The sequence below is a fragment of the Lacinutrix sp. MedPE-SW genome, assembly GCF_001874145.1.
GTDB lineage: Bacteria > Bacteroidota > Bacteroidia > Flavobacteriales > Flavobacteriaceae > Lacinutrix.
In genome coordinates this window covers 251,600-275,467 of the sequence record NZ_MPCX01000003.1, presented here as the reverse complement: position 1 = coordinate 275,467, position 23,868 = coordinate 251,600, and the positions used below count along the sequence as shown (strand labels likewise).

Annotated in this window: 17 protein-coding genes; 10 read left to right on the top strand and 7 right to left on the bottom strand. The window is 31.6% G+C overall.

Annotated features, from left to right (window positions below):
* Nucleotides 1–132: 132 nt before the first annotated feature.
* The 3 genes from BM549_RS04770 to BM549_RS04760 all read left to right on the top strand — a co-directional run bounded on the left by BM549_RS04770 (nt 133) and on the right by BM549_RS04760 (nt 4,911).
* Complete coding sequence (locus tag BM549_RS04770) at nt 133–2,673, top strand: TonB-dependent receptor (protein WP_290469223.1); 2,541 nt, start codon at nt 133–135, stop codon at nt 2,671–2,673.
* An 11-nt stretch (nt 2,674–2,684) separates the two neighbouring features.
* On the top strand, nt 2,685–4,373 hold the full coding sequence (locus BM549_RS04765; protein WP_290469222.1) for a choice-of-anchor J domain-containing protein: 1,689 nt from the start codon (nt 2,685–2,687) through the stop codon (nt 4,371–4,373).
* Nucleotides 4,374–4,479: 106 nt separating this feature from the next.
* On the top strand, nt 4,480–4,911 hold the full coding sequence (locus BM549_RS04760; protein ID WP_290469221.1) for a hypothetical protein: 432 nt from the start codon (nt 4,480–4,482) through the stop codon (nt 4,909–4,911).
* Nucleotides 4,912–4,977: 66 nt separating this feature from the next.
* Here BM549_RS04760 and BM549_RS04755 read toward each other — a convergent pair whose 3' ends face one another.
* A complete protein-coding gene (locus BM549_RS04755; protein WP_290469220.1) occupies nt 4,978–6,033 on the bottom strand; it encodes an endonuclease/exonuclease/phosphatase family protein in 1,056 nt (351 codons plus the stop codon).
* 133 nt (nt 6,034–6,166) lie between these two features.
* On the opposite strand from BM549_RS04755, the gene BM549_RS04750 reads away from it, so the two are divergent.
* From BM549_RS04750 to BM549_RS04730, 5 genes are all read left to right on the top strand, one after another.
* Nucleotides 6,167–8,998 carry a carboxypeptidase regulatory-like domain-containing protein gene (locus tag BM549_RS04750; RefSeq protein ID WP_290469219.1) on the top strand — a complete coding sequence of 944 codons (2,832 nt, stop codon included), beginning with the start codon at nt 6,167–6,169 and terminating at the stop codon, nt 8,996–8,998.
* A gap of 41 nt (nt 8,999–9,039) precedes the next feature.
* Complete coding sequence (locus BM549_RS04745; RefSeq protein WP_290469218.1) at nt 9,040–10,461, top strand: DUF5689 domain-containing protein; 1,422 nt, start codon at nt 9,040–9,042, stop codon at nt 10,459–10,461.
* A 63-nt stretch (nt 10,462–10,524) separates the two neighbouring features.
* Nucleotides 10,525–10,902: a hypothetical protein gene (locus BM549_RS04740; protein ID WP_290469217.1), complete on the top strand. Its 378-nt coding sequence runs from the start codon at nt 10,525–10,527 to the stop codon at nt 10,900–10,902.
* Between the two features lie 70 nt (nt 10,903–10,972).
* Complete coding sequence (locus BM549_RS04735; protein ID WP_290469216.1) at nt 10,973–11,341, top strand: hypothetical protein; 369 nt, start codon at nt 10,973–10,975, stop codon at nt 11,339–11,341.
* A gap of 91 nt (nt 11,342–11,432) precedes the next feature.
* Nucleotides 11,433–11,933: a hypothetical protein gene (locus tag BM549_RS04730; RefSeq protein ID WP_290469215.1), complete on the top strand. Its 501-nt coding sequence runs from the start codon at nt 11,433–11,435 to the stop codon at nt 11,931–11,933.
* A gap of 51 nt (nt 11,934–11,984) precedes the next feature.
* Here BM549_RS04730 and BM549_RS04725 read toward each other — a convergent pair whose 3' ends face one another.
* The 4 genes from BM549_RS04725 to metG form a co-directional block, all read right to left on the bottom strand.
* Complete coding sequence (locus BM549_RS04725; protein ID WP_290469214.1) at nt 11,985–14,105, bottom strand: Tex family protein; 2,121 nt, start codon at nt 14,103–14,105, stop codon at nt 11,985–11,987.
* A gap of 83 nt (nt 14,106–14,188) precedes the next feature.
* The gene (locus BM549_RS04720; protein WP_290469213.1) at nt 14,189–14,896 is read right to left on the bottom strand and encodes an OmpA family protein; all 708 of its coding nucleotides are present in this window, start codon (nt 14,894–14,896) and stop codon (nt 14,189–14,191) included.
* A 5-nt stretch (nt 14,897–14,901) separates the two neighbouring features.
* Nucleotides 14,902–15,375: a lipocalin family protein gene (locus tag BM549_RS04715; RefSeq protein ID WP_013869425.1), complete on the bottom strand. Its 474-nt coding sequence runs from the start codon at nt 15,373–15,375 to the stop codon at nt 14,902–14,904.
* Nucleotides 15,376–15,472: 97 nt separating this feature from the next.
* Entirely contained in the window at nt 15,473–17,566 is a 2,094-nt protein-coding gene (gene metG, locus BM549_RS04710; protein WP_290469212.1) for a methionine--tRNA ligase, read from the bottom strand.
* Nucleotides 17,567–17,604: 38 nt separating this feature from the next.
* On the opposite strand from metG, the gene BM549_RS04705 reads away from it, so the two are divergent.
* Together BM549_RS04705 and BM549_RS04700 are read left to right on the top strand one after the other, a co-directional pair.
* A complete protein-coding gene (locus BM549_RS04705; RefSeq protein WP_290469211.1) occupies nt 17,605–18,612 on the top strand; it encodes an LD-carboxypeptidase in 1,008 nt (335 codons plus the stop codon).
* Nucleotides 18,613–18,666: 54 nt separating this feature from the next.
* Nucleotides 18,667–19,026, top strand: coding sequence for a YraN family protein (locus tag BM549_RS04700; RefSeq protein ID WP_290469210.1), 360 nt, complete (start codon nt 18,667–18,669; stop codon nt 19,024–19,026).
* 61 nt (nt 19,027–19,087) lie between these two features.
* Here the strand turns inward: BM549_RS04700 and BM549_RS04695 are convergent, their stop codons facing one another.
* Complete coding sequence (locus tag BM549_RS04695) at nt 19,088–20,434, bottom strand: TlpA disulfide reductase family protein (protein WP_290469209.1); 1,347 nt, start codon at nt 20,432–20,434, stop codon at nt 19,088–19,090.
* A 29-nt stretch (nt 20,435–20,463) separates the two neighbouring features.
* A complete protein-coding gene (gene mfd, locus BM549_RS04690) occupies nt 20,464–23,826 on the bottom strand; it encodes a transcription-repair coupling factor (protein ID WP_290469208.1) in 3,363 nt (1,120 codons plus the stop codon).
* Nucleotides 23,827–23,868 lie beyond the last annotated feature (42 nt).

The window sequence follows — 23,868 nt, the reverse complement described above, 5'->3', positions numbered from 1 at the left end:
TCTTTATTTAAACCATCCTCAAGTTAAATAGTTGTTAAAAATAATTTACGAAATGTTAACATTGAGTTAATATTACCGGCGCAGATATGCGTAATTTTGACAAAAATTAAACAAACAAATTAATCTAACAAAATGAAGAACAATTTTAAAATTTTGTTTCTTGCAGTAACATTCTTATGTTCAGCAATTACATTGGCTCAAAGTGTAGTAACAGGTACTGTGCTAGATCCAGAAACTAACTCACCAATGCCAGGTGTAAATATCATTGAAGTAGGTACTAGTAATGGTATTTCTTCAGATTTTGATGGTAACTTTAGTTTAACTACTAAAAGCAGTAATAGTAAAATAGCAATCTCTTTTGTTGGATATTTAACTCAAGAGTTTGATATCACAGGAGATACTAATCTTGGTGAAATTACTTTAGCGCCTAGTGAATTTGGTTTACAAGAGGTAAATATTATTGCATCAGTTGCTGTAGATAGAAAAACTCCAGTTGCTGTATCTACTATTAGAGCAAATGAAATTTCTCTAAAATTAGGAACTCAAGAATTTCCTGAAGTATTAAAATCTACACCAGGTGTATACGCTACAAAAGCTGGTGGAGGTTATGGAGACGGTCGTATTAATTTACGTGGTTTCGATTCAGAAAATGTTGCCGTAATGATTAACGGTGTGCCGGTTAACGATATGGAAAACGGTAGAGTTTACTGGTCTAACTGGGCTGGTTTAGGAGATGTAACAAGCTCTATGCAAGTACAAAGAGGTCTTGGTGCTTCTAAAGTTGCAGTACCTTCTGTTGGTGGTACAATTAATATTATCTCTAAAACTACAGATGTAGAAGAAGGTGGTAATGTATACGCTACTTTAGGAAACGATGGTTACGAAAAATATGGAGTAACTTACTCAACGGGTTTAATGGATAACGATTTTGCTGCCACAGTTTCTGCTTCAAAAACAGACGGTAACGGTTATGTAGATGGTACAGAATTTAACGCAATTTCTTACTTCGTTAACTTATCTAAACAACTTAATGACGAACATAAGTTATCGTTTACAGCTTTTGGAGCTAAACAACGTCACGGTCAAAGACAAACAAACCACAACATGTCTGTTTATAGAGATAGCGAACGTGGTATAAAATTCAATTCAGATTGGGGATATAAAAATGGACAAGTAACTCACGCAGAAGATAACTTCTACCATAAACCTCAAATCTCTTTAAATCACTATTGGGATATTTCAGATAAAACATCGTTATCAACAGCAGCCTACGTATCGTTTGGTTCTGGTGGTGGAGGTGGAACCGGAGGAGACGGAACTAAATTCGCTCTTTCTAACTCAGAATATAGAATTGGAGAATTAGGTACAATTGATTTCGATAGAATTGTTGCAGAAAATGAAGCTGCAGGAGTTAACGGTTCAGAATCTTTTTTAAGAGCTTCAAGAAACGATCACAACTGGTATGGTGTATTATCTACATTAAAAACAGACTTAACAGATGAAATCGTTTTATTAGGTGGTTTAGATTATAGAAATTATAAAGGTATTCACTTTACAGAAGTTACAGATTTATTAGGTGGTCAATACGCATTAGATAATAGCGATGTTAACAATCCAAATTTTCAAGCGCAAGTTGGAGATAAGATTTTTTATGATAATGATGGTATAGTAAACTGGTTTGGAGCATTTGCTCAAGCAGAATATTCTAAAGATCAATTATCTGCATTTGTATCTTTATCAGCATCTAATACTGCTTATAAAAGAGTTGATCGTTTCTTATATTTAGAAAGCGATCCATTAAGAGAAACAGATTTCTATAACTTTTTTGGTTATGGAGCAAAAGGTGGAGCAAACTACAATATTGATGGAAATCATAATGTATTCGCTAACTTAGGATACTTTGAAAAAGCACCATATTTCAACTCTGTATTCGCTAACAGAAACAACGTTGATGTTAACGAAGATGCAGAAAACCAAAAAATTACTAGTTTTGAAGTTGGATATGGTTATAGAGGAGAAAAATTATCTGCAAATGTTAACTTATACCATACAACATGGAATGATAGAACAGAAGTTGCAAGTTTCCAATTACAAGATGGTTCAAGAGCTTTTGCTAATATTTTAGGAGTAAACGCATTACACCAAGGTATTGAAGTAGATTTAAAATATAAAGCTACTGATGATTTAACAATAACAGGTATGGCTTCTCTTGGAGACTGGAGATGGCAAAACAATATTGAAGGAGTTGAGATTTTCGATGAGACAAATACACTAGTTCGAACTGTAGATATAATAATTGAAGATTTACACGTAGGTGATGCAGCACAAACAACATTAGCTTTAGGTACTAATTATAAATTAACACCTAAAACTACATTTACTATAGATTACAATTATTTTGATAACTTATACGCACAATTCGATCCAAGTGAAAGAGGTACTGCTGGACCAGACGCATGGAAAGTTCCTGCGTACGGTATCTTTGATACAGCCTTAAGACATGGATTTAGTTTTGGTGGTTTTGATGCTACTTTAACAGGTAGAATAAACAATGTATTTAATACAGAATATATTGCTGATGCTCAAGATGGAGATGACTCTACTTTTAGAACAGCAAGAGTATATTACGGTTTCGGAAGAACATTTAGTGTTGGTATGAAACTTAACTTTTAAAAAAAAAGAAAATGAAAAAAGTAATTTATTTATTAGTAGTTGCGGCCGCAATCTTTACAGGTTGTAATCCGCTTGAAGACATCAATGAAGAAATTGATGCATTACCAGAAGAGCCTAACGTTGGCGCTTTTGAATACACTTTAACAGAAGATGATTATGATGCTTTCGATTTAGGTTTTGGAAGTTTCGATTCTGAAGATCAAGCTAAAGATTCTATTCCAAATTTATTAGCAGAGTTATATCCATTTTACGGTCAAGGATCATCAGTTTTAGTTAACTATAACCTATATATTGGAAATGCAGAAGGAGTAAGTGATTTAACTGGAGCAGATATTTATAACTTTACTAATTCAGATTATGCTACAACAGGAAGTGATGCATTTGGCTTTTATCCAGATGTAAATGCTTCAGCTGAAATACCAAGTGTATTAGCAGCTCAAATTTCTTCTCCAACAGAAGGACAAATTGTTTTAGCAAAGTACAAGCAATATACAGAAACTCCAGAAGTAGGTTTAGCTAGTATAGTTGAGTATAACTTTGCAGGAAGCCTTGAAGGTTGGACATCTGTTGAAGAATCTGGAGCAGATATGGTTTGGACTTCAGAAACAGGTTATGTTCAAGGAAATGGATATTTTGGTGACCAATTTTCTAATGTAGAGTGGTTAGTATCACCAACTGTTGATTTAGACGGTGAAGAAAATTTAAAATTTCAAATCACACAAGAGCTTGATTTTGCTGGAGATACTTCTTTAGTTAAGATTTTAGTATCTACAGATTATACAGGTGATGTAGCAACAGCTACTTGGGATGAAATTACATTAGCTAATCCTGCTACAGGAGATATGGCTCCATCTGAAGATTATGATTTTTCTGCTTACGATGGGCAAGAAATTAATATTGCATTTAAATATACTTCTATAGGTGATGATCCTGCTACACCAGTTGATGAAGGTGATGCTGCGCGTTGGAGAATTTCTAACTTAGCAATAAAAACATTAGGAGCAACAGGAGATACAAACTCTAAAGGCGAATACTTTGTATATACAGCTGGAAACTGGGAGTTAGTAGAAGATGTTTATTACTTAAGTTCTGCAGATTTCGACTCTATGGGTACAGGTTCTGGACAACCAGGTCAATACAACAACTTTAGTAGTTCTGTTTCACCTAATAACTATTTACCAACATTTTTAGAGCTAAACTTCCCTTATGGTCAAGAAGATCAAGAGTTATTTGTAATCTACGATTACTATTCTAGTTCAACTGGAGCTCAAATAAGAGGAAACCTTTATACTTTTACTTCTGGTATGTGGAATGCTCATGAATCTACTATTGAAACCTCTTTACAGTTTGGTTATGATAATGGAGTATGGGTTCCAGATAACACAATTAGAGTTACATTAGGAGCAGATGAGTTTGGTTACATTGCAGATGAGTTTGGAGAAAATCCAGATTTCGAAAGTGCTGTAGCTAGTATGGTTCAATACTCAAACTTTGATAGAAGACCAACAGATCCAGCTTACTGGAGTGACGATATGTTATTAACTGTTTTTGCAGCTTTACTTGAAAACCAATTAGCACCAGGTGCAGACGAAGGTCAAAAATACGTATTAAAGTATGCTATTTACGATGGTGGTAGTGGAGAAGAAGAAATGTCTCTTATTAAAACAGATGGAGAATGGATTCTTAATACTGAAGAGTAATTAGAAATCTAAAATTATAAAAATTAAAAACCGCTTCTTACTTAGAAGCGGTTTTTTTATGCTCAATAATTATTACATTTGCCAAACAACCATAAAAATTATAAATATGCTTTCAACAGTAAAATTCTTACACTCCTATTGGGCTTACTTAGTCTTTGTAATGATGATTATAGCAACAGCCAATGCCTTAATAAAACATTTTGGAAAAAAAGAGTACGAAGCTAAAGATTTTAGAATTGCTTTATTTACTCTAATAGTATCACATATTCAATTATTAATTGGTATTGTACTTTGGTTTGTATCAGATTATTTTGGAGAGAATACTGTGAAAGAAGTTATGGGTAACTCTGCATTACGTTCTAATGCAGTTGAGCATCCATTAACTATGTTAATTGCTGTAGCATTAATTACAATAGGTTATTCTAAACATAAAAAGAAACTAACTTCTGCTGGAAAACTAAAGCCTTTAGCTATATTTTATACAATAGCACTAATTTTAGTCATAGTAAAACTACCTTGGCAACAGTGGTTTAGTTAAACTTTAAGTATAAAAAAAGAGCGATTTCTTAATTAGAAATCGCTCTTTTTTTATAAATTCTTTTGTTTACTTAACTTCCTTTACTAAGTAAATATACACAGGAAAGTGGTCACTAAATCCATCGGTAAATCCGCCATCGGCAAAACTTCTTAAAGGATATCCTTTATAACGACCTCTTTTATTAGTTAAATAATTTTTATTATAAATACCTGCTTTATAATACCTAAAAGAAGAAAAATCGTCTTCTATTAAAGGCTTTGTAACCATAATTTGATCAAATAAACTCCAAGCATCTCTATAAGCTGTAGTGCCTAAACCTTGTTTTTTAAACATATTAATGTATGGATTGTAAATACCCTTTACTTTAACATCTTTCTTTTTTCTTTTAGCTTTTAAAACATCTTTTACACTCGCATTAGTTGGGTCATCATTTAAATCTCCCATAGTAATAATTTTAGCGTAAGGATCTATAGATTGTAAAGAATCTATAATACGTTTATTTAGTTTAGCAGCACCAATTCTTTTACTTCTACTTCTTGCTTCACCACCACTTCTAGAAGGCCAGTGATTAACAATTATATGTACTAAGTCACCTTCTAATTCTCCACTAACCAATAATTGATCTCTTGTATAAACACGTTTTCTAGATTGATCATCATAAATTTTTAAAGTGTGAGAGCTTTTAGATATAGGTTGAAATAAATCTTTTTGGTACATTAAACCAACATCAATACCACGTCTATCTGGAGATTCAAAGTGTACAATACCATAATCTTTATCTAAAAGTAACGGGTCATTAGCAACATCTTCAATAACTTTAATGTTTTCAACTTCGCAAATACCTAAAAGAGCAGGCGCATTTCCAGTTGTTTCTTTACCAATATCGGCAATTACTCTTGCCATATTGTGTACTTTTCTTTTGTAAATATTTTCTCTATCAGCTTTTATTTCCATCATCGGGCTAGCCTCATCATTTTTCTCAGGGTCATTTTCTGTGTCAAATAAGTTTTCTAAATTATAAAAAGCAACAGTGTGAATTTTATACGTTTTTTCCTCTTGTGCATTAACATTTAAAAAAGGAGTTAAAAGTGCGATTAAAAATAGTAATCTTAAATTATTCATTTGGTGTAATGTTATGTTTATGTTATACATTTATACAAAATGCTTGCCAAAGGTAAATGTTTCTAATAAATAATGTAAGTTTGCAAGCTGTTAAATAACTATAATTTAACCTTAAACAATTATTATTTCTAGTATGAAAAAAAGTTTATTTATTTTTTTATTTGGAATGTTTTCAACTTTTACACTAGTAGCACAAGAGACTATTGTACAAGGAAGTGTTAAAGACGCTGTTACAAACGAACCTATTCCAGATGTAACGATTACTGTTGAAGAAACAGGACAAACAGAAAAAACCGATGGTCTTGGCCAGTTTAAGTTCGCTACTCCAGTTCCATTTGGTGAGCAAATGCTTAAAATTTCAAAACCAGGTTTTTTACCAAAGCGATATCCTATTATCGTAAATGAAGGAAAAACGGTAGATATTCAAGATATGACACTTGAAGTAGATCGTGGTAGCCAAGCAGATTTATTCACCATTACATTATCAGATGATGAATTAAATGATGACACAAGTGGATCAGATAATATATCTGGTTTATTATCATCTTCACAAGACATTTTTCAAAGAACTGCTGCATTTGAGTTTAGCTCTTCTTTCTTTAGAGTAAGAGGTTTAGATTCAGATAATGGCTCGGTTTTAATTAACGGTATCAAAATGAATAAATTCGATACTGGTAGACCACAATGGAGTAATTGGGGTGGATTAAACGATGTTGTTCGTAACCAAGAATTAACGCCTGGTTTAAAACCTTCTGCTTATAATTTTGGAGGTATTTTAGGAACTACGAATATCAATACAAAAGCTTCTTCTTATAGAGAAGGTGGCCGTATAACATATTCATCTTCAAATAGAAGTTACACAAACCGTTTAATGGCAAGTTACGCTTCAGGTTTAATGGAAGATGGTTGGGCATATACAATTATGGCAGGTCGCCGTTGGGGAAATGAAGGTTTCCAAGATGCAACATTATACGATTCTAATTCATTTTTTGCTTCTATAGAGAAAAAGTTTAACGATAAACACAGTTTAAACTTTACATCAATTTATGCGCCAAACAGAAGAGGTAAGTCTTCTGCTAATACTCAAGAAGTTTACGATTTAAAAGGAATTAAGTACAATGAATTTTGGGGTTGGTTGAATGGAGAGAAAAAGAATTCTCGAATTAAAGAAGTTGAAGAGCCAATTTTAATGTTAAATCATACTTGGGATATTACACCAAGAACGCAATTAAATACAAATATTGGTTACCAATTTGGAAAAGTTAGTAATAGTCGTTTAGATTACCCAGGAGGTACTAACCCAAGTCCAGCGTATTACCAAGATTTACCAAGTTACCACTTATCTCAAATTGATGATGACGGACCAAACTATGGTGCAGCATATGGTGCAGAACAGGAATTTATAAACGATGGTCAAATAGATTGGACAAGAATATTTATAGATAACCAAGCCAATAATTTATCTGGTGATACTGCTGCATATGTTTTATATGAAGACAGAACAGACGACAAATTATTTACTGCAAATACAATTTTAAATACAGAAATTAACGAAAACATTTTATTAAATGCAGGTGTTAATTATAGAAGATTAAAATCTGAAAACTTTGCACAAGTTATAGATCTTTTAGGAAGCACAGTAGGTATATCTAATATCGATGCTTTTAGTCAAGCAGATTACAACTTATTAAATCCTGGTATAATTGCTAGAGAAGGCGACAAGTTTAGATATAACTATAACTTATATGCTAACGAAATTGGTGGTTTCGCTCAAGCACAATTTAAATATAATAAAGTAGACTTTTATTTATCTGGAGGTCTTACTAAAACAGACTACCAACGTGAAGGTTTATATAAAAACGAAAACCAAGTCTATAGAAATGCAGATGGTACAGAGCGTTTAGATAACTCTTCTGGAAAAGGAGATAAATTAGACTTTACAGGTATTAGTGGTAAAGCTGGTTTTACTTATAAAATTACAGGTAAACATTTAATTGATGTTAATGGTGGTTATATAACAAAAGCACCAACATTAAGAAATACATACACTAACTCAAGAGAAAGTCAAGACTATGTAGGTGTGTTTTTAGGAGAAAACGTAGAAAACGTAGAATTAACAGAAGAGAAAATAAAGTCTATAGATGCAAGCTATATATTTAGATCTCCAATAGTTAAAGCTCGTTTAACAGGTTTTTATACTAAAATTGAAGATGCAAACGAAGTATCATTTTACTTTACTCAAGGTAATAGACCAGGATTTATTCAGGAAACTGTTGCTAATGCAGATAAAAGACACATAGGAGGTGAATTAGGAATAGAAGCACAAGTAACACCAACAATTAAATTAAAAGGTGCTGCTTCTGTAGGTCAATACACTTACGATAACAACCCATTTGTATACATAACTTCTACATCTGAAGAATTTAGAGATACAGACGATCAAGGAAACGAAGTTAACCGTTCTGGAGAAATTTATAAAACAGCTTTAAAAGATTATAAAGTAGCAGGTGGACCACAACGTGCAGCATCTATTGGTTTTGAGTATAGAGACCCAGATTATTGGTGGTTTGGTGCAACAGCAAACTTTTTCTCTAATACTTACGTAGATATAAGTCCATTAGCGCGTTCAACATATTTTACTCAAGATATCGATGGTAATACGTATACAGATTATAACGAAGAAGAAGCCAGAGAATTATTACGCCAAGAAGAATTTGAAGACTACATGGTTGTAAACTTAGTAGGTGGTAAATCTTGGAAAATTGGTGATAAGTTTGTTGGGTTCTTTGCAAGTATAGGAAACTTACTAGATAAAGAGTATAGAACTGGTGGTTACGAGCAAGGTCGTACTGCAGATTATAGAGCATTACAAGAAGATAATGCAAACGAAGAAAGAGTATTTGGCTCTAAATATTGGTACGGAAGAGGAATTAACTATTTTGTTAACTTCTACGTAAGATTTTAAAAATTAAAAAGAAAAATTTATATTTAATAAAAACGATTATTATGAATAAAATAAATAAAATTGTAGCACTAGCTTTAGGTTTAGTTTCTGTGCTATTTATAAACTCATGTGTTGAAGACGACGATTTTTCAACTCCAGACTTAACAGTTGTACCTGTAGACGAAAGTTCTTTAGGTTTATTTACATCATTTTCTAACATTGTTGCAGCTTATGAAACTGCTGCCGCAAATGGTGAAAATGTTGGTGTGTTTTCTGTAGAGAATGATGCTCCAATTTACACAATTGGTTATGTAGTATCAGACGATAGTGCAGGTAACTTTTTCGAAGAAATAATTATTCAAAATACACCAGATGCAACAGATCCTGCATCAGATGTAAGACGTGGTTTAAAAGTAGAAATCAACCAAGGAGATCTTGGAGGTTACTATAACTTTGGTAGAAAAGTATTTATTAAACTTAATGGTTTAGCTATTGGTTTAGAAAATGGAGTGTATACTTTAGGTAAAGCTAATGGTAGTAGTTTAGCTCAGCTTGAAGATCCAGAATACTTAGACTTTATTCTTAGAGATACAGAAGTTGCAACAATAGAACCAAAGGCTGTTGCAGTTGGAGATTTAACAGAATTAGATGAAAATACATTTATAGAATTATCAGATTCACAAATTGTTAAAACTCAAAAAGATTTAACTTTTGCAGGTGAAGACTCAGATCAATTTGATGGTTTTAGAACAATTACTAATTGTGAGACTAATGCAACTATAACTTTACAAACAAGTACATTTGCAGATTTTAAAAACGCACAATTACCACAAGGAAGAGGTACTATAAAAGGAATCTTTACAAGAGACTTTGGTGATGATGCTAATGTATTAGTAGTAAACAAAGTTGCAGATATCGATTTTTCAAATCCAGAAAGATGTGATCCAATTGTATTAGAGTGTACAGATCCTGTATCTGATGCTTTTACAGTATTTAATCAAGATTTCCAAACCATTACAAATGAAGCTCAATTAGATGGTTTAGGTTGGACAAACGTAAACGTTTCTGGTGGTAGCGAACGTTACGAAGAAGATTCTTTTAGTGGTGATACTTACTTAAAGATTTCTGCTTTTGGAACAGGTGAAAACCCATTAGAAGCTTGGTTAGTGACTCCAGCAATTAATTTAGATGCAACAACTAACGAAGAATTATCTTTTGAGGTTTCTGCAAACTTTGAAACAGGTACAATTTTAACCGCTTTCATATCAGAAAACTTTACAGGTGACCCAACAACTACAGAGTGGATTGAGTTAGAAGCTAACATTCCAGTTGGTGATGGTGGATTTGGAGATTTTGTTGCTTCAAACATTAACATCTCTTGTTTAAATGGAGACGTTCACGTAGCCTTTAAATATTTAGGTGCAGATGGTGGCGCAGAAACTAGATACCATATTGACGATATTAAAGTTACAGGACAAAACTAATATTTGTTAATTATTATATAAAAAAACCTGCTAAGTTATTAGCAGGTTTTTTACTTTTAGAGCATGACAGTTTTCGATCAAATTTTCTATACCATTTTTATGCGTTTTAAGCTACGTTATAAACGTAAGGCTAATACTATAGCATTACTATACACTTCGGTATTACAAATAGCAATAGTCTTTTTACTAGGCTGTTTTTTTGCTGCATTTTTTAATCAAATGAATTATAATGCTATGTCTAGTGATAAAGCTTGGGTATTATTTATTATAGCAGCTATAATTATACATGTAAAAAATTGGTTGAAATATAATGGGAAAACAAGAAAAATTATGAATGCAAAATTCACAAAAAAGAAAGCTCCTAATCATAATTTTGGTTTGCTAATAGCGCTTCCGTTTATATGTTTTGTTTTAGCAATAGTTTTTCTACAGGCACTTTAATGCATTAGTGATATAGCTTAATTTTTTTTGTAAAAACTTTAGCATCTTCTTAACAAGTTATAGTATACCTTTGTACATTATTAGAGCATTTATAATGGCAAGGTTTAAGTATGTGATAACAGCACTTTTTTTTAGTGTATTCGCTTTCTTATCTACAGAAAGTGACCCTATCAATGCTATAAAAAAATCATTTCCGCAACAAACTGTCCAAGCAAACACAGCTTCTCAATATCAAGGTATAATTGTAAACTCAAACCTTGAAATTGTTATTAATTCGCAGCCAGAAACTAACAACTCTTTTTTTAAAAAATTAGGTTTATTAAATGTTGAATTTAAAGAACAGCAAGCGCATTATTTAGTGTATCAAAGCATAAGTCAATACATTAACGTTGGCTTGTCTAAAACACAAATAATTTATCCTTTTCATTGGTTTACATAAAGCAATAATTTATCTCAAATTATTGCAATACAAAAGCTTGTTTTAAGGTTTTGTATTGATTTTCTATACATTAAATCTAAAAAATAAAACAATGAAAATTTCATTTACACTACTAGCAATACTAGTAGTATTAAGTGTGGTAATTCCTTTTTTAATATTTGTTTTTAAAGGACTAAACAGCATATCTAAAACAAAACAAAAAGCCGAAAACCTTATAAAGTCTAGTAATTATAAATATGAAAAAACCGAGGTTTGGAACAACAAATTTATAGGAATAACCAAAGATAAAACAGTGTTTACATATATTCATTTTAAAGATGAAAATACAATATATAAAAACATAAATGTTTCAGAAATACAATCTTGCGAGTCCATATCAAACTATAAAACAGATAGAGATAAAGTAACAAGACTTAAAAATTTAGACTTAAAAATTGTATTTAAATCTAATAATAAAGCGCCATTATTACTTTGTTTCTATGACACCAATGAAGGTTTTATTGAAGATTATGAATCTCAAAGAATAGACAACTGGGAGACAATGCTAACAACCGAAATAAATAAAACAGATACTGTAAAAAAAGCATCATAATAGTAGTGAAATAAAAAAGCATCAAATTAAAAAATTGATGCTTTTTTTATTCTATTTATGTAATTTTAATTGTATTCGTTTTCTAGAAACATCAACTTCTAAGACTTTTACAATTACTTGTTGATGTAAATGTACGTGTTCATTTACATCTTTAACAAAACTATCAGATAAGTTAGACACGTGTATTAAACCACTTTCTTTTATACCAACATCTACAAAGCAACCAAAATTTGTAATGTTGTTTACAATGCCTGGTAATAATTGTCCACTAACCAAATCGTTTATAGTTTTAATATTTTGATTAAATGAAAAAACTTTAGCTGTCTCTCTTATATCTAGTCCTGGTTTTTCTAGTTCTTTTATAATATCTTCTAAGGTTAATAATCCAACAGTATCTGTACAATATTTTTTTAAATCTATTTTTTGAAGTAGTGATTTATTGCCAATTAAATCATTAATTGAAACTTTTAAATCTTTAGCCATTTTTTCAACAATTTTATAACTTTCTGGATGTACTGCAGAGTCATCTAATGCATTAGTACCTTTCTTAATTCTTAAAAATGCGGCGCCTTGCTCAAAAGCTTTACCGCCTAACCGTGGTACTTTTTTTATATCGTTTCTAGTTTTAAAAGCACCATTTTGATTGCGATAATTAAAAATATTTTCGGCTAATTTAGGTCCAATACCAGAGACATAACTTAATAAAGAAGTACTAGCAGTATTAATATTAACACCTACACTGTTTACACAATTTTCAACAACAAGGTCAAGTTGTTTTTGTAATTTGGTTTGATCTACATCATGTTGGTATTGGCCAACACCAATAGATTTGGCATCAATCTTTACAAGTTCTGCTAATGGATCTTGTAAACGTCGCCCAATAGAAACAGAGCCACGTACTGTTACATCGAAATTAGGAAACTCGTCTCGTGCAATTTTTGATGCAGAATAAATACTTGCTCCAGCTTCGCTAACCACAAATACTTGAACATCATTTTTAAAATGTACTTTTTTTACTAAAGCTTCTGTTTCTCTTGATGCGGTGCCATTACCTATTGCTATAGCTTCAATTTTATAAGCCTCGGTTAAAGAGGCTATTTTTTTTATTGCTCCTGTGGTGTCACTTTTTGGTGGATGTGGATATATTGTTTCGTTATGTAATAAAGTACCTTGTGCATCTAAACATACAAGTTTGCAGCCGGTTCTAAATCCTGGATCTATTGCAAGAACGCGTTTTTCGCCTAGTGGAGAACCTAGTAACAGTTGTTTTAAGTTTTTTGCAAACACAGAAATTGCAGAAGCATCTGCTTTTTCTTTTGCATTTTGTAGCGCTTCATTACTTAAAGATGGAAATAGTAAACGTTTGTATGCATCACTAATGGCTAATTCTATTTGGTCTGCACAGGCATTATTACTTTTTATAAGTTTTCTGTCTATATTCTCTAAAGCTTTTATTTTGTCAATGTCAATTTTTACTCTAATAAAACCTTCTTTTTCAGCTCTTAAAATGGCTAATAATCTATGAGAAGGAATACGGTTTAAAGCTTCTTCCCAATCAAAATAATCTCTAAACTTTTGCGCATTATCATCTTCTTTTTTTGCTTTTACCACTTTTGTAGAAATCATTGCATAGCGTTGCAATTGGTTTCTTAAATTATTTCTAATATCGGTACGTTCATTAATCCACTCTGCAATAATATGTCGTGCTCCTTCAAGCGCTTGGTCTGCCGTTTTAACGTCGTTTTTTATATACTTAAACGCAATAGACTCTATGTCGTTTGCATTTTGACTCATAATAATTTTTGCCAAAGGCTCTAAACCGCTTTTACGCGCTTTTTCAGCTTTGGTTTTTCGGCTTTTTTTGTAGGGTAGATATAAATCTTCAAGTGTAGTTAAATCTATACAAGCTTGAATTTTTGCTTTTAATGCTTCGGTTAAAAGATTTTGTTCTTCAATTGCTTTTAATATGGCAATTTTTCGTTTTTCTAAAGTTTCAAATGCTTCTTTATATTTAACAATGTCGCCAATTTGTACTTCATCTAGATTTCCAGTAGCTTCTTTTCTATATCTTGATATAAAAGGAATTGTAGCATCTTGATTTAATAATTCTATAGTGTTTTTAACAGATTTCTCGTTAATTTTTGTTTTAGAAGTAATGTATTTTAAAAGCATAAAAAAAGACCTTATTATTTATTAATAAGGTCTTGTAATATATTTATCTCTTTTTAATTTTCAATAAGAAAATGTAAAAGTTTTTAGTTTTCTCCAGACTGAGTTTTTGCGTCTTCAATCATTTTTTGGTTTGGTACAATGGCAATATTTACACGTCTGTTTTTTGCTCTTCCTTCTTTTGTACTATTATCATTTGTAGGTTGTCCTTCTCCAAACCAATTTGTAGTTACTCTACTATTACTAATTCCTTGATTAGTAAGGTAGTTTGTAACAGCGTAAGCTCTATTTTTAGAAAGTGTCATGTTGCTGTCTTCGCTACCAACACTATCTGTATGACCAACTACTAAAATATTAGTATCTGGATATTCGCGAAATACGCCTATTAATTTGCTTAAGGTTGCTTGTGAAGCAGCATTAATATTATACTTAGCGGTATCAAAATACACACCACTGTTTTCATCAAACGTTACAACAATTCCATCGTCTACACGTTCAACTTCCGCTCCAGGAATTTCTTCTTCAATTTTTTGTGCTTGTTTATCCATTTTGCTACCAATAAGTACTCCAGCGCCACCGCCAACAACGCCACCAATAACGGCACCTAATTCGCCGTTACCTCCTTTACCAACGTTATTACCTATTATGGCTCCTAAAATGGCTCCACCAGTAGCTCCAATTACGCCACCTTTTTGTTTGTTATTTGCATTTTTTACTGAGCTACAGCTTGACATAGATAGCACTACCATAACGGTTAGTATAGCTGTAGATATTTTATATATTGTTGATTTCATAGTTTTTATAGTTTTGAAAAGTTCATATTAATTGTAAATGGTTTGCCATCTACATTTACGGTTTGTTGCCATTGCATGGCTAGGTCTGATAGTTGAGACAACTTTAATCTAAATCCTTGATTGAATTCACTTTTACCTTTTGCGTTGGTTGGTTTTAATAGAAAGTGATAAAGGCCAGTAGTTTCGTCGGTTTCTTGAATAGTAAAAATAAAATTACGATCTCCTGTATCGCAAGTACTATTTACAATACTATATATACCTGTGTTGTTGTTAGGTATAAATTGCCAAGTACTTTGCTCGAAACATTCTTTAGATGTATCGTTTAACAATTTTACATTGTATGTCCCAGGTTCGCTATAATTTATAGAATTAAGAACCCATTGACCTTTAATAGTTTTTTCAGATTGTCTTACAACTTTTGGAGTTCCGCATGAGGCAAGAAATCCTGTGGTTAAAAGTAGTAATAGTAGTTTTTTCATGGTTTCTAATTTTGATTTATATAAAAATACAATCACAATTATGAAACATTATTAAAAAAAACTCAATTAGCAAATGTTTAACTAAGTGTGTTTAGGCCTAACTAATAGTTAAGCCATTTGTAGCTCCTGCTTGGTCTGGATTCACAAACACTAGTTTTCCTTCGGGAGTTTCTGTCATTAAAATCATGCCTTCGCTTTCTACACCTCGTAATTTTCTTGGTGCAAGATTTACTAATACTGTTACTTTTTTACCAACTACTTCTTCGGCAGTAAAACTCTCTGCAATACCAGAAACAATTGTTCTTACATCAATACCAGTATCTACTTTTAAAACAAGTAGTTTTTTTGCTTTTGGCATTTTTTCTGCTTCTAAAATAGTACCAACACGCATGTCTAATTTTGTAAAATCATCATAAGTAATGGTGTCCTTTTGTGGTTCTACAACTTTATTTGCAGCCTCATTAGCTTTTTTACTAGCTTCTAATTTATCTAATTGTGCTTGTATTTCTTTGTCTTCAATTTTAGAAAATAAAAGTTCTCCTTTTCCTATTTGATGATCTATTGGAAGTAAAATTTCATTTGATGAAACATCAGTCCAGTTTTGTGCTTCGGCAAGGTTATTAAATGCTAAAATAGATTTTAATTTTGCAGAGGTAAATGGTAAAAACGGTTCGCTTAATATTGCTAAAGCAGATGCTATTTGTAGCGCTACAAACATTATTGTTTTTGTTCTTTCTTCATCTGTTTTTACTAATTTCCAAGGTTCTTCGTCTGCTAAATATTTATTTCCAAGTCTTGCTAAATTCATTAACTCTTGAGATGCTTCTCTAAAACGGTAGCGTTCTAAAGAACTCTCTATTACACTTGGGTATGCGTTTATTGCAGCTAGAGTTTCTTCGTCAACACTAGAATATTCTCCTGGTTTTGGTACTATGCCGTTATAGTATTTATTAGTTAAAACAACTACACGATTTATAAAGTTACCAAATATGGCAACTAACTCGTTGTTGTTTCTTGCTTGAAAATCTTTCCAGGTAAAATCGTTATCTTTTGTTTCTGGTGCATTTGCTGTTAAAGCATAACGTAAAACATCTTGTTTGTTTGGGAAATCTTGTAAATATTCTGGTAACCAAACAGCCCAATTTTTAGATGTTGATAATTTATTGCCTTCTAAATTTAAAAACTCATTAGCAGGTACATTATCTGGTAAAATATAAGATCCTTCTGCTTTTAGCATAGCAGGAAAAATTATACAATGAAATACAATATTATCTTTACCAATAAAGTGTACTAATTTAGTGTCTTCATCTTTCCAGTACGGTTCCCAATCTTTGCCTTCTCTTGCAGCCCATTCTTTAGTTGCAGATATATAACCAATTGGCGCATCAAACCAAACATAAAGTACTTTGCCTTCGCCACCAGGAACAGGTACAGGAATTCCCCAATCAAGGTCACGTGTTACTGCTCTTGGTCTTAAACCATCGTCTATCCAAGATTTAACTTGACCGTATACATTAGGTTTCCAATCTTTTTTATGACCTTCAAGAATCCAGTCTTTTAAAAATTGCTCATGTTTGTTTAATGGTAAAAACCAGTGTTTTGTTTCTTTTAAAGTAGGAACATTTCCTGTAATTGCAGATTTAGGATTTATTAAATCTGTAGCATTATGGCTGGTTCCACACTTTTCACATTGATCACCATAACTTTCTTCATTGCCACATTTTGGGCAAGTACCAATAACAAACCTATCGGCTAAAAACTGGTTAGCTTCTGCATCGTATAATTGTTCAGATACCTCTTCAACAAATTCATTTTTATCGTACAATGTTTTAAAAAACTCTGAAGCTGTATCGTGATGAATTTTGGCAGACGTTCTAGAATAATTATCGAAAGTAATACCAAAATCTTCAAAAGAATCTTTAATTATTTTATGATATCTATCTACAATTTGCTGTGGTGTAACGCCTTCTTTTTTAGCTTTAATAGTAATTGGCACACCATGTTCATCACTTCCGCAAATAAAAGCAACATCGTTACCCGTTAAACGCTTATATCTTGCATAAATATCTGCCGGTACATAAACACCTGCTAAATGTCCAATATGTATTGGACCATTAGTATATGGTAATGCTGCGGTAATTGTATATCTTTTTGACATCATCTTTTCTTTTGAAGCCGTAAAAGTACACATTTTGATAGCCATTTAGAAAAAAAATGTACATTTACAATATGTCGAAAATTAGAATAATATTGATTTTGTGTAGTGCTATTTTTCTATTTGGAAATACCAGTTTAACTGCACAAAGTAAAAATGAAAATAAATTGATACAACCACCTTATTTAAAAGCTGGCGATACTGTTGCTATTGTTGCGCCTTCAGGAATTTTAAAAAATAGAAATGATGAAGTTGCCCGCGCTAAAAAATTACTGGAAAGCTGGAATTTAAATGTTGTTATTGGTGATAATGTTTTTAAAAAAGACAATCATTTTGCAGGAACAGATGCAGAACGTTGTGAAGATTTCCAGAAAGCATTAGACGATAAAAGTATAAAAGCGATTTGGAGTGCACGTGGCGGTTATGGTACGGTTAGAATTTTAGATAAACTAGATTATTCTAAATTTTTGAAACAACCAAAATGGATTATTGGATATAGTGATATTACAGCTTTACACAGTCAATTACATACCATAGGAGTAGAGACAATTCATGCTATAATGTGTGTGAGTTTACCAAAAGATTTAAATGAAATTGAAAAAAGTATCGAAACTTTTAAATCTGTAATTTTTGGACAACCTTTAGCTTATACTTTAACAGGATCAAAATATAATAGAACAGGTAGTGCTAAAGGACAACTTGTTGGTGGGAATTTAACTATTTTGCATACTATGTTAGGTTCTAACACGAGTATTAATGTGGATGGAAAAATATTATTTATTGAAGAAATAGGTGAGTACAAATACCATATAGACCGTATGTTACAAAGTATGAAACGTGCTGGTTATTTTGATAATTGCAAAGGTGTTGTTGTTGGAGATATGACTAAATTGAGAAAAAACACAACGCTTTGGGGAAGTAGTGTAGAGCAATTAATTATTGATGCCTTACAAGATTATAATTTTCCAATTGCGTTTAACATGCCTGCTGGTCATGAAGATGATAACAGAGCTATGATTTTAGGCAGAACAATACAACTAGACGTTAATAGTTCTCAATCTACAATTACTTTTGAAAAATAATTTTTAGTAATGAAAAATAACTGCTAACAGCATACTAAAACAGATTACTTATCGATGGCAAAACATAACGAGCTTGGCAAAAAAGGAGAGCAATTAGCCGTAGATTTTTTATTAAAAAAGAACTATGAAATTGTAGAACGCAATTACCGTTTTGATAAAGCCGAGGTTGATATTATTGCCAGAATAGAAGATACTTTAGCAATTATAGAGGTTAAAACACGGTCGACTACAAATTTTGGAAATCCACAAGATTTTGTAAAACCAAAACAAATACAACGTTTAGTAAAAGCAGTTAATGAATATGTTATTGAAAACGCATTGGATGTAGAGGTTCGTTTTGATATTATAGCTATTGTTAAGGAAAATAAGCGTTTTGTTATTGAGCATCTTGAAAATGCTTTTTATCACTTTTAAAAACACAAAAAGCGAAGTATGTACTTCGCTTTTTGTATTACTAACATTTTAATTAAAATGTTTATTTTTTTGTTTTAGACTTAATGGTATTAAAATTTGTTTTAAACCCATCTATATCTTCTGGTTTAGAAACTATTTTTTTGTCTTTATCTAATATATAATATGAAGGCGTGCTTGTTACATTATACTGGTTCCCTATTTCATTATCCCATTTACCTTCTCCAAATACGTGAATAAAATCTGGATATTCAAAAGTCATTTCTTTCCAGCGGTACTCATCATTATCTAATGCGATAGCAATTACTTTAATATCTTCTTTATTTTGTTTAGTTATGTATTCTTTTAACTTAGGAATTTCATCAAGACAATGAGAGCATGTTGTACTCCAAAAGAATATTAAATAGTTGTTTGAAGAATTTAAAGCACTTAATTTAGAGTTAATGGTTTTATTAGATTTGTCTTTAATTTTTAAATTAAAATCTGGTGCAATGTTGCCTATTGAAGCGTTTTTAAAATAGGTAAGTGTTTGTGTTAACTCGTAGTCTTTACTTGCTTTTGCTATAGGCATTAAATACTTGTCTGATATTTTATTTGCAACAACTTCATTGTTTTCACTAGCAAATTGACTCCAAAGTATTTCTAATAAAATTTTCTTTATTTCTGGATTATTGCCAATAGCATTTACTACTGTATCTACATTCTCTATGTAAGATTTATCAGGATTATTTCTATCTACAAACCCTAAAACGTAATTAATAGTATTGTCTATTAAAAAACCAGAATTTTGAAGTGACTTATTACTAAAATCTATATGTTTAAAGTAGTTGTTTTTTACTCCTTTAGAAAAGGTAGCAACGTCTTCCACTTGTGTTGGAATGTATGGGTGGCAAGCTTTAATAAAAGTATTAGCAATCATACCTTTTGATGCTGTTTCAAATTCATTTTGTGTACGCTCAAGGATTTTAAAAATTTCCATATATCCTTTTTCATCTTTTTTTCCAGAGCCATAATACTTTCGTATACTTTGGTTTACTAAAGCCATACTTTTATTGTATGAAGTATACATTTTATTTTCGGCAGATTCTATAAAACTCACACCTTGCTCTAAATCGAAAGTTAAAACAACATCTTCTTTATTGTTAACAATAAAATCGAAGTTGTATTCTTCTTGTGGTTGTGCGTAAACCAACCTATAGGTTCCTGGTACAGCTGTAGAGTCTAATTTAATTTCAAAGTTTCCTTTTTCATCAACATCTGCATTGCCTACAAATAGAGAAGTTTGTGCGGTAACACGATATAAAAAGGCAAATTTAAACTGTTCTGCAGGAGAAAAGGTTCCTTTTACACTATGTTGTGCAAACAACATAACAGGTAAAAAAGCGAGTACAAAAAGAATTTTTTTAGTCATTTTTTTAGTTTATTTTATTAAGACAAAAACTAAGCCAAAATTGGTTTTAAAGCCTTTAGGGCTTGATCTACAGTTTTAATATTATCAAAGGTAAGTAATAATCGTAAACCATTTCTGGTTTGTTTTTCTTTCATTTTACCTGCCATTGGATTTTGTTGCACGTATTTTAAAAGTTTAGTAAAATTACCACTTTGGTAGAAGCTACTTTGTTGGTCGTTAATAAAATAGCCAACTAATTTTCCTTTTTTCATGATAACTTTTTCTAAACCTAATTTTGTTGCTAACCATTTTAGCCTTACACTATTTAGTAAGTCTACAACTTGTGTTGGTAATTCTCCAAAACGGTCTATTAAATCTATTTCGAATTTTTCTAATTCTTCTTCGGTTTTAAAATTGTTTAATTGAGTATAGAGGTTTAATCTTTCACTAATATTATTAATATAATCGTCTGGAAACAGTAGTTCGAAATCTGTATCTATGGTAATATCTTTTACGTATTCTTTATCGTTTATATCTTCGTTATAAAGGTCTTTAAATTCTGTTTCTTTAAGTTCTTCTATAGCTTCGTTTAATATTTTTTGGTAAGTATCAAAACCAATTTCGTTAATAAAACCACTTTGTTCGCCGCCTAATAAATCTCCAGCACCTCGAATTTCTAGATCTTTCATTGCTATATTAAAGCCACTACCTAAGGCTGTAAATTGCTCTAATGCTTGAATACGTTTTCTGGCATCTGGAGTCATAGCATCGTAACCTGGCGTTATAAAGTAACAAAAGGCTTTTTTATTACTTCTACCAACACGACCACGCATTTGGTGCAAATCACTTAACCCAAAATTATTGGCATTATTTATAAATATGGTGTTTGCATTAGGTACATCTAAACCACTTTCTATTATTGTAGTACTTACTAAAACATCAAAATCACCATTAATAAAAGCAAGCATAAGCTCTTCTAGTTTTTTGCCATCTAGTTGGCCATGACCAATTCCAATTTTAGCATCTGGTACTAAACGCTGTAACATACCAGCAACTTCTTTAATGTTTTCTATACGGTTATGAATAAAAAATATTTGTCCGCCACGTTGTATCTCATAACTTACAGCATCGCGAATGGTTTCTTCGTTAAAACGAATAACATTACTTTCTATAGGAAAACGGTTTGGTGGTGGTGTTGTTATAACCGATAAATCTCTTGCTGCCATTAAGCTAAACTGAAGCGTTCTTGGTATAGGTGTAGCAGTTAGAGTTAAAACATCAACATTATCTTTTAGTGTTTTTAGTTTTTCTTTTACAGCAACTCCAAACTTTTGTTCTTCGTCTACTATTAATAAGCCTAAGTCTTTAAATTTTACTTTTTTATTTACTAGTTGGTGTGTACCAATAATAATATCTACATGTCCTTTTTCAAGCTTTTCTATTGTTTCTCTTTTCTCTTTTGCTGTACGAAAACGGTTAAGGTAATCTACAGTTACAGGAAATTCTTTTAAACGTTCGCTAAAGGTTTTATGATGCTGAAAAGCTAAAATTGTAGTTGGTACTAAAACAGCAACTTGTTTACCATTATCTACAGCTTTAAAGGCGGCACGAATGGCAACTTCGGTTTTACCAAAACCTACATCGCCACAAATTAAACGGTCCATTGGGCGTTCGCTCTCCATATCGGCTTTAATATCTGCCGTGGCTTTCATTTGGTCTGGCGTGTCTTCGTATATAAAAGAGGCTTCTAGCTCATGTTGCAAATAACTATCTGTATTATATTGATAGCCTTTTTCTAACTTACGTTTTGCATAAAGTTTTATTAAGTTGAAAGCTATATGCTTTACACGTGCTTTTGTTTTTTGTTTTAAAGTTTTCCAGGCTTTGCTTCCTAGTTTATAAACTTTAGGTGGTTTGCCATCTTTACCGTTAAATTTGGTGATTTTATGTAGAGAGTGAATGCTTAAATATAAAATATCTCGCTCTCCATACACAAGCTTTATGGCTTCTTGTTTTTTGCCTTCTACATCTATTTTTTTAAGTCCGCCAAATTTTCCTATACCATGATCTATATGTGTAACATAATCGCCAATATCTAGGTTTGTAAGTTCTTTTAAGGTAATGGCTTGCTTTTTTGCATAGCCATTTTTAAGATGAAACTTATGGTAGCGTTCGAAAATTTGATGGTCTGTATAGCAAACTATTTTATTTTCATGATCTATAAAACCTTGGTATAAGGAAATTATTATAGTCTCGTAATGTACTTGGCCTTCAACATCATCAAAAATATCATGGAAGCGTTTGGCTTGTTGTTCGCTAATACAAGCGATATAGTTTTTGTAACCGTTATTGTGGTTACTATTTAGGTTTTCTATTAATAAGTTAAACTGTTTATTAAATGCAGGTTGTGGTGTGGTATTAAAGCTTATGTTTTGCGATGGGTTTAACCAAGCATCGCTACCAAATTCTACAACATTAAACTCTAATAGTTGTTTTTTTAATAGGGTAGAGTTGCAAAATAGTTCTTGTGGTTCTGCATGTTTTAAATCTGAAGATAAGTTTTTAAAGGCTTCTTCGGCTTTATTAAATAAGCTGTCTATTCTTGAAAATAATAAGTCTACATTTTTAGTGTGCACCACTGTTTTTTGAGCAATGTATTTAAAGAAACTTGCGCGTGACTCTTCTAAAAACTTGTTTTCTACATTAGGGATTATTCCTATTTTTTTTATTTGCTCGTTAGAGAGTTGTGTTTCTACATCGAAGGTTCTAATACTGTCTACTTCGTCTCCAAAAAATTCTATACGGTATGGCTCATCATGAGAGAATGAGAATACATCTACAATACCACCACGTACAGAAAATTCGCCTGGTTCTGTAACAAAATCTACACGTTTAAATTTATACTCAAATAATACTTCGTTTACAAAGTCTATGTTTAAATCGTCTCCAACATTTATTTTTAGTGTGTTGCGTTCTAGTTCTTTACGTGTTACTACTTTTTCGAATAAAGCATCTGGATATGTTACTATTATCGCTGGTTTTTTTTGTGAGTTTATGCGGTTTAAAACTTCTGCCCGAAGTAATACGTTTGCATTATCTGTTTCTTCAATTTGGTACGGCCTGCGGTAGCTTCCAGGATAAAATAAAACGTCTTTAGAGTTTAGTAGTTGTTCGAAATCGTTAAGATAAAAAGCGGCTTCTTCTTTATCGTTAAATATTAATAAAAAAGGTTTTTGTGCGTTTTTAAAACTTTCGCTTACTACAAACGATAGCGATGAACCTACTAAACCTTTTAAATGAGATTTTGTATTGTCTTGGTTTTTATCGAAATTTTCGTTTTGGGTAATAGAATCCTGTAGTTTTTGCAGTTGCAAAGACTTTAAATAGGTTTGCGAGATTAATGTTTTGCTCACTTATTTTGTGTTATACTACAAATATAAGTGTTAGAATTATTA